This window comes from Bartonella gabonensis, from assembly GCF_903679515.1.
In the GTDB taxonomy this organism is placed as follows: Bacteria; Pseudomonadota; Alphaproteobacteria; order Rhizobiales; family Rhizobiaceae; genus Bartonella; species Bartonella gabonensis.
This window is the reverse complement of sequence record NZ_CAHOYM010000007.1, coordinates 1-15,543: the sequence shown is the minus strand read 5'-3', so window position 1 is coordinate 15,543 and position 15,543 is coordinate 1. Positions and strand designations below refer to the sequence as shown.

Here is a 15,543-nt window from a genome sequence, read left to right as displayed (position 1 = left end):
ACTCGTATGAGAAGTATGCTCTATAGTTGTTTGTTTTTATGATGAATGTCAGAGAATGTTAAGCTTTACTGATTTTGCATAATAAATATTGAGTAAGGCTCTTTGCAGCTTTGGTTTAAAGGCATGTCATGGATAGAAGTGTCGTGAGTAGAAATACGTTTTTGAAGTCTTTTATCACAAGAGTTGTTTTTTGTGTGATTTTGTTTTTCTCAGGATCCATGCGTTTGTCTTGGGGCGCAGAGACAAACAAGACATTGCTTTCTGTTCCTGATTTAGCTTCTGAGCTTTTAGAGACTGTTGTGAATATTTCTACGGCACAGACTGTTGAAGGAACAGAGCAGGATGAAAATACTTCGGTACCCGTTATTCCCAAAGATTCATTGCTGGAAGAATATTTTAATGATTTTTTTACACCCAAAGAGGGGCAAAAAAATAGTCAATTTCAAAAGGTGCGTTCTTTGGGGTCTGGTTTTGTAATTGATGCGCAAAAAGGGATTATTGTTACAAATTATCATGTTATCGTTGATTCTGATGATATTGAAGTGAATTTTACGGATGGTACAAAACTCAAAGCAAAGCTCCTTGGCAAGGATAGCAAAACGGATTTGGCGCTGCTTCAAGTGGATGCGGGGAGTAAAAAATTAAAAGCTGTGCGTTTTGGTGACTCAGAAAAAGCACGTATTGGTGACTGGGTTATGGCTATTGGTAATCCTTATGGTTTTGGTGGGAGTGTAACGGTTGGTATTATTTCTGCCCGTAACCGTGATCTTAATGCTGGTCCCTATGATAATTTTATTCAAACAGATGCAGCGATTAATCGAGGCAATTCTGGTGGTCCGTTATTTGATAGAAAGGGTGAAGTCATTGGCATTAATACAGCAATAGTTTCTCCTTCTGGCGGATCGATTGGTATAGGGTTTGCTATTCCATCGGATATGGCTCTTGCTGTTATTAATCAGTTACGTAATTTTGGAGAGATAAGGCGTGGTTGGTTGGCTGTTCGTATTCAGCCGGTAACAGAGGATATTGCAAAAAGTTTAAAACTAGACAATGCTGTAGGAGCATTGGTGGCTGGTAAAATAGAACAGACGGAAAAAAATAATATTGATAATAGCCAGTTGCAAACTGGAGATATTATTCTTTCCTTTGGGAATTCCAAAATTAAGCGTGCACGTGATTTGCCGCGTTTGGTTGCGGAGAGTTCAGCAGGAAGAGTTGTGGATGTTACTATTTTACGGAATGGGCAAGAAAAAACCGTAAAGGTTAAGCTTGGACGTTTGATTGAGACCGATGATAATGAAGATACAGAAGAAGAAGTTGATGATAAAAAAAATAATGATCTGCCGAAAAGCGTGACATTACAATTGATGGGAATGACGTTAGCTGAATTGACAGAGGATTTGCGTCATCGTTATTCAATTTCAGATAAACTTCAAGGACTCGTGGTGACATCTGTTGCACAAAATAGCGCCGCGGATAAAAAGCGTATTCGCGTTGGTGAAGTGATTGTTGATATCAATCAAAGTGCTATTACAACAATTGATGAGGCTAAAAAACGTCTTCATAAATTACGTGAAGCTGGACGCAAAAATGCTCTATTTATTGTAGCGCGTCCAGATGGAGAGTTACGGTTCGTAACGTTCCCAATGGATTGATGCCTAATGAATTGATGTTTAAAGAATTCGTTTTTTGTTTTTTATTAGCCTTAATATATGGGTATTTAGGTAACTTACTCGTGTAACCTTTAGTATTTAAAAAAACCGTTTCACGATGGAGAGTATGGATTGTATAACATAAAATCCATAGGACTCTTCCATTTTTTCGCTGAATAAAAGTGTAAGTTGGAATAGTATTTGCTGGTTTTCAATATTGCAAAAGCTTTTGCTTTGAAATGTATAGGAGAGATATTTGCCATCTTTCTTAAGGTGATTTTTATATCTTTGGATTGTGCAGGTGAATGGTATTGATATCATGCCTTATGAGAGAGTGGGTAAAATAAGTAAATCTTATGATATTGGAGTCTTGCATGCAAATTGCAAAACGCTCAACTATTATAAATAATATTTTATCTAGGGAGATTTTCAGCGGTTTGTGATTGTATTTTTTGTGCTGTAGAGGATGTTTTTTCTCTTCAGTTTGAAAAAGTTATTCCGTAGAAAATCGTATTGGTTTCAATCAATTAGTGATATATTGATATCTTTCTTTTCGATGAATGAAAAAATAATGATAAAAAAGAAAGCGTGAAGAAGAAAGTTTCAGAGGCTCTTATTATAAGTCAGAGCAATATGCTGTTGTTATAGGAAAAAAATAAATCTGTTTGATTGTATAGGTTTAGCTTAGTATTATTTTTATAAGGGGTTTCTTTATCTTAAGGAGAAGTCTTGTTCGTATTTTTGTTTAAAGTTTTTACTTTATGATAATCGAGAAAAAATACAGGGGCTTTGCGAACAGCCATGCATGTTGTAATAAGTTGCTGATTGGGAGGATTGCTCTTCATGACACAGAGAACAATTACATTGATAGCAGGGCCCACGGCGAGTGGAAAATCAGAACTTGCTTTACAAATGGCTCAAGAAAGAAATGCTCTCATTATTAACACTGATTCAATGCAGGTTTATGACGTTTTAAATATTTTAACAGCACGACCCAAGGAGGCTGATACCGCGGTTGTTCCCCATTATCTTTATGGTCATGTGAGTCCTACTTTGAATTATTCAGTAGGGCAATGGTTATGTGATGTTGAGAAGCTGTTGGTTACTTTTACATCGAGGTCAGTTATTTTTGTTGGTGGAACAGGACTTTATTTTCGTGCTCTTTTAGAGGGGATTTCGCAAATCCCTCATGTTCCAGATGTTGTGCGGCAGAAATGGCGTTTGCTGCTTGATAAAGAAGGCGTTGCAAGTCTTTATCGCCAATTGTGGCAGATTGATGCGGTTGTCGCTGAAAAAATTTCGTCGCAAGATGGACAGCGTATTGTCCGTGCTTTGGAAGTTTATGATGCAACCGGTGAGAAGCTCAGTTGGTGGCAGACGCAAAAAACAACGCCTTTTATTGCGCCTAATTGTGCTGAAAAAATTCTTCTGATGCGACCACGTCCTCTGCTTTATGAACGCATTCATAAACGTTTGGATTCTATGATTGAAAGAGGTGCTTTAGAAGAGGTGATGGCCATGAAAAAACTTAAGCTCTCCCCTTCGTTACCAGCGATGAAAGCGATTGGTATACCTGAATTTATGGCTTATTTGGATGGATATAGAAGCTTTGAAAATGCTCTGGAAGCTGTGAAAACACAAACGAGGAGATATGCAAAAAGGCAAATAACATGGTTTCGTCATCAATTTGATGAAGAATGGATGCTTATCTCTTGATAAAAGAGCTGGAGCTTTAAGAAGAAATTTTTAAGAAAATATTAATTTTTTATTGACGGATGCTATCAATATCATTAAAAACCCCTTTACAGGAGGGCTTTTCCTGGTAGGTTTTGTGCGTTGGAATAAGGGGGTAATCATACAATATATGTTTTTGTGTGTAGTAGGCTCTCTCAGAGCCTTTTTTTATAGGCTCCTTCAGGGGCTTTTTTATTGTCCTAACAAGTAGGTGAGTGGGAAAGATGAGAAATGATCCAAGACAGCAAGAGAGTGCAGATGGAAAAGTAATGTCTGGGGCTGAAATAGTGGTTCAGGCTCTTATAGATCAAGGGGTTCAACATATTTTTGGTTATCCTGGTGGGGCTGTTCTTCCTATTTTTGATGTACTTTATCAACAAAATTCACTGCAGCATATTTTGGTGCGTCATGAACAGGCAGCAGGGCATGCTGCTGAAGGTTATGCACGCAGCACAGGGAAGGTCGGTGTGATGCTTGTGACTTCTGGTCCAGGGGCAACGAATGCTGTTACACCTTTGCAAGATGCTCTTATGGATTCTATACCTCTTGTTTGTTTTTCTGGTCAGGTAGCGACAACGATAATTGGAACAAATGGCTTTCAAGAAGCGGATACAGTTGGAATTACAAAGCCTTGTACGAAGCGTAATTGGCTGGTTAAAAATGTTAATGATCTTGCGGACATTATTCATGAGGCTTTTTCTCTTGCTCAATCAGGGCGTCCAGGACCGGTTTTGATTGATATTCCTAAGGATGTTCAATTTGCTTCAGGATTTTATAGAGCGCCTAAAGTTCAGGAATCTTTACATTTTTCTCCATCGTTTAAGGGGAATAATCATGAGGCTATCAAATCGGCTGTTTCTCTTTTAGTTGAGGCAAAGCGCCCTGTTATTTATTCTGGGGGTGGTGTTATTTCATCGGGGACTCAAGCTGTACAGCTCTTGCGTAATTTGGTTCAATGGGGAGATTTTCCAATTACTTCAACCTTAATGGGACTTGGCGCTTATCCTGCTTCTGGTAAAAATTGGCTCGGAATGCTGGGTATGCACGGAACCTATGAGGCTAATATGGCCATGCATGATTGTGATGTTATGTTGGCTGTTGGAGCACGGTTTGATGATCGTATCACGGGGCGTCTTGATGCATTTGCACCTCATGCTCGTATTATTCATATTGATATTGATCCTTCTTCCATCAATAAAATTGTCAAGGCAGAAGTTCCACTTATTGGCGATGTGGCGCATGTTTTGGCAGATATAATGCAACATTTGCATGAACATCAATTAAAGTTTGATCAAGAACGTCGAAAAATATGGTGGATGAAAATTAATCGCTGGAGAGCTCGTAATTCATTGGCATATATGGAAAAAAAAGATGTTATCATGCCTCAATATGCTCTTGAACGGCTGTATGTACTGACCAAAGATGTTCGTGCTTACATTACAACGGATGTCGGGCAGCATCAGATGTGGGCAGCGCAATATTATCACTTTGATGAACCAAAACATTGGATGACTTCTGGTGGGCTTGGAACAATGGGGTATGGTCTTCCTGCGGCGATTGGTGTTCAAATAGCTCATCCTGATGCACTTGTTGTGTGTATTTCTGGTGATGCCTCCATTCAGATGAATATTCAAGAGCTTGCAACGGCTATTCAGCATGACACACCTGTGAAAATTTTTATTTTAAATAATCAATATATGGGGATGGTTCGCCAGTGGCAGCAATTGTTGCATGGTAATCGTCTTTCTCATTCTTATATGAAATCGATGCCTGACTTTGTGAAATTGGCACAAGCTTATGGAGCCCTAGGGATTCATTGTTCAAAACCCGATGAACTTGATAATAAAATTCAGCAAATGATTGACAGTGATAAGCCTGTTCTTTTTGATTGCCGTGTGTATCATTTAGAAAATTGTTTTCCCATGATCCCATCGGGCTGTGCCCATAATGAGATGTTATTACCTGATGAGGCAAGCGAGGAAGCTGTTGAAAATGCTGTGTCTTCTGAGGGAAAGATTCTTGTATAAAAGGAATATATTAATCAAATAGTGAAAGATGGTGATGATGAAGTCTTTTTGGAGCCTTCATTTCTGTCTCTTCTTTGTAGAGAGTCCAAGTGAGAAAGCCATGCAGGGTTCCTGAAGATTTTAGCAAAATGTCCAGCTACAAAGTCTCTCAAAGCAAGATTTATCAACATAAAAACATGGGGTGTATTATTATTTGTTCATTTTAACAATGTTATAAGTTGTGTGTCCAATAATGCTTGAATTTATTTGTATGCGATGTTTGTTTTTAATTCATATGTTCACATTAATAGCTTTTTTGTTGCATTTTTTAGATAATACATTGAATTATCTATTCTAAATTAATTATGTTTTCTTATATATGAAGGATTCCATCGTGCAAGAAAAAAGCCAGCGTGCTTGAAGGGTGCAACCATGAAAACTGGCATACTTATGAAAACAATAGAAAAGTTTGTCACTATGTTTTGGTTTCGCATTCTGAAATTACTCTAACTTTCAAGGGTTTGATAGGAGAATTCCCCTAGCGGCTTGAAAGGAAGGGCAAAAATAATAAAGATCAAATGCAGCCATAGAAAATCAATTAGCCACCATAGCTTATAATCAGGTCGTAACCTCACCTAATTTAAGCGAGAGAAATCTATACGTATGCGACGTGTAGTCAATATATAAACCAGAATAATACTCAATATCATATCATTATCAGGACATTAACATTGAAAATCAAATACTCTTTCTTTTATTTGTTCTATGCATCTATGATTCCATAAATCTGCAGACACAAACACTCTTTGAATCCACCGCATTGAATTTTCATAACGATCAAATCATCCCCAAAATTTATCTCTAGAGTGTAGAGCCATTCTGTTATCAATGTATAATAATCTTCCTGGTTGTACAGCAATTCCAAAAGATACAGCCTTAATAGCTTCATAAAAATGATCTAAAGCCTCCTTGGCTTTTTTTGACTGTGGTTCTAACATGCTCGGATAAAAAACAGCGCTAATATCTTGGAATTCACTGTCCCCTTGAATAAGGGGCACTTTACTTGTAGAGGTTACCCCATTTTTTCTCCATCTATAGGGAACATTCATTATATATAAATTATCCCTTAAGCTACTCAAATCCTCCTCACTTGAAAGTTTTAAAGCGAGACGAGTATCAGATATTCTCGTTGACGGGTCATCGACATCATTGCGAAAACACCAGTTAAAAGTATCCCTTTAGGAGATAAATTTAAACCTTTTATAAATTTTAGTGCAGCATTTTCTATATGAAAATCTAACTCAACTTCAGGTCCTAATCCTGTATAATCTTTTTTATTATCCTCTAAAGGAACTAGGTTATTTACTATATGTTCGCCTTCAAACTTACTTGAATAAGGCTCTCCGATTAATAAAGAAAACATCATAATTAAATTTTCACTCATAGAGCTACTTTTACAAGACGCATCTAAATTATAAGGATTAGGTGATGTGTTAATTTGTCTCTCAATTGGAAGGTTTTCAAAGATTAAATATGGTCTAGGGGTAATAGATATCTTTTGCTTCATAAGAATTGTCAATATTCTATGTGGTAGCAGCGAAAATGCTATTTTTTAGCTCAACCGAATATTCAATACCACCGTATGGATCATAAATAACATGCTCTAGAGCTTCCCAAAGTTTGTCTCTTTCTATGTTGCTCAATTCAAAAATATTTTCATTTATCATTATAATTTCCTCCCCAGCTATATTTCTTTACTTTTTTATTAAGAAAAGTGAACAAACAATCATTAAAATTAAAATCAGCCATGTTAGTAAATAAGTGTCGGTAAAATCTTGGATTAATCCAAATAATGGTGGAGCAGTAATAATTGCGATTTGATTTACAGACATTGCTAAACCCAGAGAAAAGCCAACGCTTTCCTTTGGTGAAGAGTCTACAATATAAGCAACCCAAAAACCATACCATCCCAATCCAAAAAAAACTAACCAAGCAGATAAAATAGTTAAATAAATTATGGATTCACTAATGCCCAAAATTAATATTAAAAATCCAAAAACTACCGCAATCATGCAAAACAAGACAGAAAAAAATCGTCCTTTTCTACAATGATCATTCCACGCTGCTAAAATAATTCTTCCTAAGGCACCAGAAGCTTGTGAAACAAAAAACAAATAAGCACTTTTATCTAAAGATAGGTGATAGATTCTATAAAAATAAACCGTTATAAAAATGGTTAAAACATATTGAACGATCACAAGTGAAACGCCTGAAAAAATAATATTCTTCATATGCGGTGCAGCCAACATTGCAAGATGAGATCTTACATTGGCATAGAACGAAACTCTTGCCTTGCTTTCTGGAACGATAGCTATCACTTTTGCTGGTGAGTGAGAAAAAATAATAAATATACATCCACCTAAAAAAGAAACGATGGCGCCAACCAAAAATGCACCTTTTATGCCATAGACAAGTGCACTAGCAGGAAGAACTATTCCAGCTAATGCCCCACCTAATGGTAGCCCCGCTTGTCTTATTCCCATTGCAAATCCGCGCTGCGATTGTGGAAACCATGAAGAAACAGATTTAGCACCACCGGGTTGAGCAGAACTATAAAATCCCCCTACAATGAGCAAACAAATCAAAAGGGAAATATAGTTATCTGAAATTGCTCCCAACAAAAGAGCGACAGAAACGCCGAGTGCGCCAACTCCAACAATATAGCGCTCGTTAAACTTGTCTAGTAATTCGCCAGCTACAAGTAACCAAATAATAGGGAGGAACTGCGCTGCTGAAGACAGCAAGCCTATCTGAGAGTCACTAAGCGAGAAGTCCTTCTTGAAAAATTCAGCTGAAGGACCAAACCCTTGAACAAAAAAGCAGGCTGATGCTTGAACGATCGTGGCAACAAGCAATACAATCCATCGATAATAATTTTTTTCTATAAGTTTATTATTGCTCATCCATGCCACCTCCAATCAAAGGGTAATTTGGCAGGTTAGCCTTTTTAATAATTATTGTAACAATTAGGTATTTTATGCTGATGACATAAAAATCTGTCAATAGGATTGGTATTAATATGAAAGCTAAGGAATATGCTTAATTTAAGGAAATAAGCTATTATGTGTCGTGCAAATTTGACACGTTAGCGATAAAGAATAAATTTTACAAACATTGGATTAATTGGCATTAAGCGCTCTTCATAAAAGACGCTATATTTTGGCAAGCTTTTTCAATATAATTCTCAAAGCTTTCTTCAGTTACATAGCCCAAATGCGGTGTGCAAAGAACTCTATCTGATTGCAATAATTTGCTCTCATATACTGGCTCGTTGTTATAAACATCCAGTGCAAAATAAGTTGAATTTTCCAAACTTAGTATTTTTTTCTATCGCCCCTTTTTCAACCAAAGCTGAACGCGCTGTGTTGACAAAAATAGCATGAGATTTCATGCTTAATAGGTCATCTAATTGAATGATTCCTCTGGTTTTATCGCTTAAACGTAAATGTACGAATATAATGTCAGGACGTGTAAAAAATTCATCTTTTGAATGCGTAAAATGATAACCTAAATTTTTCGCTTCTTGCGTTGAACGTTCGCTCCCATAAACCAAAATTGACATGCCAAAAGCTTGAGCATATTGAGCAACCATTTTACCAATACACCCAAACCAAAATATTCCAAGAGTAGCCCCTTTCATTTGGTTGCCAAATGTTGTTTGCCATTGTCCTTTTTGCATATCAGATACAGATTTATAGAGTTTTCTACGCGCAGACATCATTAAGAGCCATGCAAATTCAGCAGCAGAAGTTGGATCTCCACCACCGTCTAATATTTTAATTCCTAAGTCTCTACATGCTTCTATATCAATATGGGAACCTATAGGGCCTGTTTGGCAGATTAATTTTAAATTTGGCAATTTCAGGAGAAGATTTCTATCAACTATAGTCCGCTCTCTGATTCAGATAAGAATATCTATCTCTTTGAGCTTATCTTCTAAATCACATTCTTTAGCTAAATTATTTATAACCAGCACTTCATGCGATTTCATTAATTTTGTAATAGACTGTAATGTTAGGGTGGCTTTTTGATAGTCATCTGGAATTAATATTTTCAATTTAAACCTCCCCTACATATTTGTGCGAGGTGAAGTGTGCTTCATATAAGCGTGATGTCTCTCTTTTATTTGCTAAGATATAACTTATTTTTAGCCCGAAGAGTCAATTTATTAAAATCATGATAAGAGGGAGATAGGAACTTTATGGATGTATCCACTATAGAATTAAGTTGTTTTGTTGAGAGTGTTTCTATTTCTGCCAAAAGGTTTTTGTATATTTAAATTATTATTTCGTAATAGTGGATGTATTTTATTTTTATGTTTAAGGAATCTGATTGATTGTGTAAAATAGTATTCATAAAATTATATTATTCTTATCCTGTTAAGGACATTTTTTCTAGCGAGGGTTTTGCAATTGCAATGCTCTTTTTCTCATTTTAAAATTTTGGTTAGAAAAAGTGTATATAGGTGTTATTTTAAATTTAAGATATGCATATTCCATTGTTGGTGTTACATCGAGGATCGGTGTATAGAGAAAATTTAGATTGTTACAATATCTTGAAAAAGCAATGGGTAAGTAATTGATAATTGTGCTACGAAAGTTGTTAGATGGGCGTGTGTCAGCAATTCTTCATAAAAAAGTTTTTTTTGATCGTCGGGTTTGTTCAAAATACTGCTCTTTTTATGCAAATCTTATGTTGGTAGGCCATGCAGTTTTCGTCAGAACAGGATAGTGCATTAAAGGCTGTTGCCGCGTGGTTGAGGGAAGGGCGTTCTCCTCTTTTTCGCCTTTTTGGCTATGCGGGGACGGGCAAGACGACGCTTGCGCGCTATTTTGCAGAAACAGTTGATGGTTCTGTCCAGTTTGCTGCTTTTACAGGAAAGGCTGCGCAGGTTTTGCGCTCTAAAGGTGCCAGTAATGCTTGCACGATTCATTCGCTGATTTATTGTCCGCGTGGGGAAGAGGAAGTTTCCGATGAAATTACGGGAAAAAAGTCTATCACACCGACATTTAGATTAAATCGAAGAAGTGCTGCTGCACAAGCTAAACTCATTATTGTTGATGAGTGCTCTATGGTCGATGAACAATTGGCGCGTGATTTAATGAGTTTTCGAACACCTATTCTTGTTCTTGGTGATCCAGGTCAATTGCCTCCCATATCAGGAGGAGGGTTTTTTTCCAATGGTGAACCCGATTTTCTTCTTTCAGAAATTCATCGGCAAGCACGTGATAATCCGATTATACGGCTTGCTATGGATGTGCGTGAAGGACGCGATATTGCTTATGGCGATTATGGTGCAGCGCGCGTTATTACACGCAAAGAGGTTGATCAGCAATTGGTTTTAGATGCTGATCAGGTCTTGGTTGGAATCAATCGAACACGGCATCTTTATAATCAGCGTTTGCGTGCTTTGAAGGGATTTACAGCAGATTATCCGCAAACGGGAGATAAGCTTGTGTGTTTGCGAAATGATCCTTCTAAAGGTTTGTTAAATGGTTCTTTATGGAAGGTGATGACTTCACAGAAGGAGACAGTTAAACCAAGTATTAATCTTCTTGTGAAACCAGAAGAAAGTGAGCGTGGGGTAGCAAAAATTAAACTTTTAAAAGCAGCGTTTGAAAACCCTGATAATGAGATTTCCTGGGCATTAAAAAAGCGATATGATGATTTTGATTATGGTTACGCATTAACAGTTCATAAAGCGCAAGGTTCTCAATGGGATGATGTCGTTTTGTTTGATGAAAGTTTTGCCTTTCGTGATATGTCTACGCGCTGGCTTTATACGGGAATTACACGTGCGGCAGAGCGTTTGACAATTGTTCGATAGAGAAAACTTATTCTCTGGGTATTGGTGGATATATTTTTCTGGTTTTGAATTGTATATGAAAATGGGAGTAGGCGTGGCGATAAAACTTTCGGTTAATCTTAATGCTATTGCTGTTTTGCGCAATAGGCGTAATCTACCTTGGCCAAATGTCAAAACTATTGGGCATATAGCGCTTACAGCTGGAGCAGCGGGTTTGACGGTTCATCCGCGCCCTGATGAAAGACATATTCGTTTTACGGATTTGCCAGATATCGATGATTTAATGAACAGCACATTTCCTAGTGCTGAATTTAATATTGAAGGTTATCCAAGTAATGTTTTTTTGGATATAGCAGAAAAATATGCTGATCAGATTACTCTTGTTCCTGATGATCCAGCTCAGTCAACTTCTGATCATGGTTGGGATTTTTCTCGCCATGCAGAATTTTTGGCACCTATTGTGCAACGCTTGAAAGCAAAAAAAATTCGCGTGTCGTTATTTGCTGATCCTGTTGTTGAAGGGCTTGATATTGCTAAAGCGATAGGGGCTGATCATGTGGAGTTTTATACAGGACCTTATGGGGGAGCATTTAACGACAAGACTAAACAGGATAAGGAGCTCAATAAACTTGTTTTAGCAGCAAAAAGAGCTCAAGAGCTGCAATTAGGTGTTAACGCAGGGCATGATCTGACCATTACAAATCTTCCCGCTCTTGTTCATCATATTCCTTGGCTTGAGGAAGTTTCTATTGGTCATGGGCTCATTGCAGATGCGTTAGAATATGGAATGCGTAACACTGTTCAGCGTTTTATACAGTTATTGGTATAATATTTTCTCTATACAAAGAGGTAAGATGGATTTTTCTAAAAAGCTCTGTTAGTTTGTTGCGAAGAAATAATTTTGCATCTGTTTCAATAAATAAAACTATTTGCGGCTCTTATAGTGATCACAACAGAGATGCTATAGTTTATTGAAACGATTGGTGGTGATTTCCATTATAATTAAGTTTATGGAAGAGAGTGACTATCAAAGGTTTAAATATAAAAACGATAATTCTTATTTATAATTTTTCTTGCTATCTATTTTAATTTGGTTCATGTTAAAGATTGTATGCTGTGTCTTTAATTTTAAGGTACAATACTTCATTATGCAGAAGAATAGAATCTTAGTACATGTATTTTTTGCAGAAGTATTATTTTGTATAATATGTCGTTTTTGTAAAGCGGCAGTTAAGGTCTGTTTGGGAGCCGGATATGTTTTTGAGGGGTTTAGGGGCCATAATTTTTTTATGCCATGTATAAATTTTAAAAGATTGCCCAATTTCCTTGTTATTATAAGCGGTGTTTTTTTTATTTATAGTGTGTAAAACACTTAAGGTCGTTTTTAACTTTTTATTCAATAAAAATAATCTGAAATTCAATTTAAAGCTAGAGAAAAGGAAGTATTTTATGCGTGTTTATTATGATCGTGATGCAGATGTTAATCTCATTAAAGGAAAAAAAGTGGCCATTGTTGGTTATGGTTCTCAAGGGCGTGCGCATGCTTTAAATTTGAAAGATTCCGGTGTTCAAAATGTGCAAATAGCTTTGCGTTCAGGGTCGGAAACAGTTAAAAAGGCTATGGCCGATGGTTTTGAAGTGGTGAGTGTTGCTGAAGCAGCAAAATGGGCAGATCTCATCATGATGGCAACACCAGATGAGTTGCAAGCTGATATTTATAAAGAGCATATTCATGACCACTTACGGGATGGGGCGGCGATTGCTTTTGCTCATGGTTTGAGTATTCATTTTGGTCTCATTGAACCTAAAAAAACCGTTGATATTGTGATGATTGCTCCTAAAGGTCCAGGGCATACGGTTCGTCATGAATATCAACGGGGTTGTGGTGTTCCTTGTTTAATAGCGGTGGCGCAAGATGCTTCAGGGTATGCTCATAATGTAGCATTATCTTATGCATGTGGACTTGGTGGTGGACGTGCTGGGGTGATTGAAACAACATTTAAAGAAGAGTGTGAAACTGATCTCTTTGGTGAACAAGCGGTTCTGTGTGGTGGTCTTGTTGAGCTTATTCGAGCAGGCTATGAAACACTAACACAAGCAGGTTATGCACCAGAAATGGCTTATTTTGAGTGTTTACATGAGGTTAAATTGATTGTTGATCTCATGTATGAAGGGGGCATTGCTAATATGAATTATTCGATTTCGAATACAGCGGAATGGGGTGAATATATGTCTGGTCCACGTGTGATTACCGATGAAACCAGAGCAGAAATGAAACGTATATTAAAAGATATTCAAACGGGTAAATTTACATCGAATTGGATTCAAGAATATAAGGCTGGTGCTGCTCATTTTAAAAGTATGCGGTGTTTAAATGATAATCATCCTATTGAAGAAGTTGGTAAAAAACTTCGTTCTATGATGCCTTGGATAAAATCCAATGCTTTGGTTGATAAAGAACGTAATTGAAGTCTCTACAGAGATATTTTGTCACGTTTATAATTTTATAGACAGRTATCAAAAAAGGGTAACTTTAGTTGCCCTTTTTTATATGTTTTTTGTATATAGACTTTCTTTTTCAAGTTTTTGCATAATCTTTTCTTCCAAAAAAAATATACAATGCCTAGAAATACAAACCATGCTGGCGTGTATTTTAAAGCTATGGCGGTATCTGCTTTTAATGACAATAAATAATGAATGCAAAGAACATAAGAAGCGCCCAATACATAACAGCCCCCCCTGGCATTTTATAAGGAGAGATCGTATGCTGGAGGGGACGATTGCGACGATAGACGATATAGCTGATCAAAATGATAGACCATACAAATATAAACAACGTTGCGGCAATTGTCGTAACAATTGTAAAAGCAGCTATGAGGGTTTGAGATAACGTTACAACCGCATAACCTAATAAGATGCATAAACATGAAAAGAATAATGCGTTGGCTGGAACGTGATTACGAGAAAGTTTTCCTAAAAATTTAGGAGCTCCTTTTTGTGTTGCTAGCCCATAATACCATACGGCTGGTAGAAAAAATTCCACTATTTGCTGAAGAGGCGGCTGCTGTGAGGACAACAAAGTTCATCAAACCAGCAGCAGTTGGAATACCAATGAGTGCATACATTGTTACAAAAGGGCTTTTCTCTGGACTGATTTGATCCCAAGGTGTCACAGACATAATCACAAGAAGAGAGAAAATATAAAAGAATACAATGCGAACTGGTATTGAATTGACTGCTTGTGGTAGGGCTTTTTGAGGCTCTTTTACTTCAGCAGCCGCTGTGCCTGCGAGCTCAATGACAACAAAAGCAAAAATAGCAATTTGAAATCCAGCAAAAAAGCCAGTAATCCCGCGTGGGAAAAGGTTTCCTCCATTCCATATATTGCTAAGGGAAGCAACTGTACCGTTTGGAGAGATAAAACCAGTGAAGATCATATAAAATCCCACAACAATTAAGACTAAAATTGCTATGATTTTGATAAAACCAAACCAAAACTCAAGTTCGCCAAGGGGTTTTACGGCGACGAGGTTAAGGATTAAAAAGGATATAAGACCAATGATAACAGGAATCCATGGATTAAGTTCAGGGCACCAAAAGTGCGCATAACTGACAATAGCAATAATTTCAGCAGTTCCTGTGACAATCCAACACAACCAATATGTCCAGCCGATAAAAAATCCTGCACATGGCCCTAGAAGATCGATCGAGAAGTCAATAAAAGATCGGTATTGTGTATTAGAAAGCAATAATTCTCTCATAGCACGCATGACAAAGTATAGAGCGCAACCAATAATCGCATAAATGAGAAGGATTGAGGGATCTGCTACACTGATTGTTTTTCCTGCTCCCATAAAGAGACCTGTACCAATCGCTCCACCAAGAGCTATAAGTTGTATGTGGCGGTTATGGAGTCCACGTTGTAATTTTTTCTTAGGTTTTCTTTCTAAATTTTGTTTGTTCATTTTTAGGACGTTCCCTTTAGTTATTTTAAGATAAAAATTACCCTAAAAAAGGTAATCCTTTCTATCGGAATATGATATGGCTCATGAGTAAAGAATTTTTTTTCTATGATTTTATATAAATAAAGAAAACATTTTATTAATTAATGTTATAATTATTTTATATGAAATAAATTTCATTATAAAATTTTATTTTATGTTATTTATACATAATTATATTTAATATATATTATTATTTTTTTAATATAATTGTATTGTATTTTTTGCTAATATATTTTATATTTAAAAATTATTATTAGTAATAATTATAATTTTATATAAAA

General features: G+C 36.6%; 12 protein-coding genes and 1 pseudogene. 6 read left to right on the top strand and 7 right to left on the bottom strand.

Annotated elements, in window-relative coordinates:
- Positions 1-128: 128 nt before the first annotated feature.
- The 3 genes from HWX04_RS02645 to HWX04_RS02635 all read left to right on the top strand — a co-directional run bounded on the left by HWX04_RS02645 (position 129) and on the right by HWX04_RS02635 (position 5,413).
- On the top strand, positions 129-1,655 hold the full coding sequence (locus HWX04_RS02645; RefSeq protein ID WP_175868682.1) for a Do family serine endopeptidase: 1,527 nt from the start codon (positions 129-131) through the stop codon (positions 1,653-1,655).
- 840 nt (positions 1,656-2,495) lie between these two features.
- On the top strand, positions 2,496-3,368 hold the full coding sequence (miaA, locus tag HWX04_RS02640) for a tRNA (adenosine(37)-N6)-dimethylallyltransferase MiaA (RefSeq protein WP_175868681.1): 873 nt from the start codon (positions 2,496-2,498) through the stop codon (positions 3,366-3,368).
- A 242-nt stretch (positions 3,369-3,610) separates the two neighbouring features.
- Positions 3,611-5,413, top strand: a complete 1,803-nt coding sequence (locus HWX04_RS02635; protein ID WP_175868680.1) for an acetolactate synthase 3 large subunit — start codon at positions 3,611-3,613, stop codon at positions 5,411-5,413.
- Between the two features lie 821 nt (positions 5,414-6,234).
- Here the strand turns inward: HWX04_RS02635 and HWX04_RS08475 are convergent.
- The 6 genes from HWX04_RS08475 to HWX04_RS08460 all read right to left on the bottom strand — a co-directional run bounded on the left by HWX04_RS08475 (position 6,235) and on the right by HWX04_RS08460 (position 9,509).
- Entirely contained in the window at positions 6,235-6,531 is a 297-nt protein-coding gene (locus HWX04_RS08475) for a TauD/TfdA family dioxygenase (RefSeq protein WP_246257360.1), read from the bottom strand.
- Positions 6,532-6,551: 20 nt separating this feature from the next.
- Positions 6,552-6,959, bottom strand: a complete 408-nt coding sequence (locus HWX04_RS08470; protein WP_246257357.1) for a hypothetical protein — start codon at positions 6,957-6,959, stop codon at positions 6,552-6,554.
- Between the two features lie 16 nt (positions 6,960-6,975).
- The gene (locus HWX04_RS02625) at positions 6,976-7,119 is read right to left on the bottom strand and encodes a hypothetical protein (protein WP_175868679.1); all 144 of its coding nucleotides are present in this window, start codon (positions 7,117-7,119) and stop codon (positions 6,976-6,978) included.
- 27 nt (positions 7,120-7,146) lie between these two features.
- Positions 7,147-8,355: an MFS transporter gene (locus HWX04_RS02620; RefSeq protein WP_175868678.1), complete on the bottom strand. Its 1,209-nt coding sequence runs from the start codon at positions 8,353-8,355 to the stop codon at positions 7,147-7,149.
- Positions 8,356-8,726: 371 nt separating this feature from the next.
- Positions 8,727-9,311 (bottom strand): NAD(P)-dependent oxidoreductase, encoded by a 585-nt coding sequence (locus tag HWX04_RS08465; RefSeq protein ID WP_246257354.1) that lies wholly within the window; start codon positions 9,309-9,311, stop codon positions 8,727-8,729.
- Between the two features lie 42 nt (positions 9,312-9,353).
- A complete protein-coding gene (locus HWX04_RS08460; protein ID WP_246257352.1) occupies positions 9,354-9,509 on the bottom strand; it encodes a hypothetical protein in 156 nt (51 codons plus the stop codon).
- 648 nt (positions 9,510-10,157) lie between these two features.
- Between HWX04_RS08460 and HWX04_RS02610 the strand changes: the two genes are divergently transcribed.
- The 3 genes from HWX04_RS02610 to ilvC all read left to right on the top strand — a co-directional run bounded on the left by HWX04_RS02610 (position 10,158) and on the right by ilvC (position 13,727).
- Positions 10,158-11,279, top strand: a complete 1,122-nt coding sequence (locus HWX04_RS02610; RefSeq protein ID WP_175868677.1) for an ATP-dependent DNA helicase — start codon at positions 10,158-10,160, stop codon at positions 11,277-11,279.
- A 73-nt stretch (positions 11,280-11,352) separates the two neighbouring features.
- Positions 11,353-12,087: a pyridoxine 5'-phosphate synthase gene (locus HWX04_RS02605; RefSeq protein ID WP_175868676.1), complete on the top strand. Its 735-nt coding sequence runs from the start codon at positions 11,353-11,355 to the stop codon at positions 12,085-12,087.
- 620 nt (positions 12,088-12,707) lie between these two features.
- Positions 12,708-13,727, top strand: coding sequence for a ketol-acid reductoisomerase (gene ilvC, locus HWX04_RS02600; RefSeq protein ID WP_175868675.1), 1,020 nt, complete (start codon positions 12,708-12,710; stop codon positions 13,725-13,727).
- 35 nt (positions 13,728-13,762) lie between these two features.
- Here the strand turns inward: ilvC and HWX04_RS02595 are convergent.
- A pseudogene (locus HWX04_RS02595) lies at positions 13,763-15,223 on the bottom strand (amino acid permease).
- Positions 15,224-15,543 lie beyond the last annotated feature (320 nt).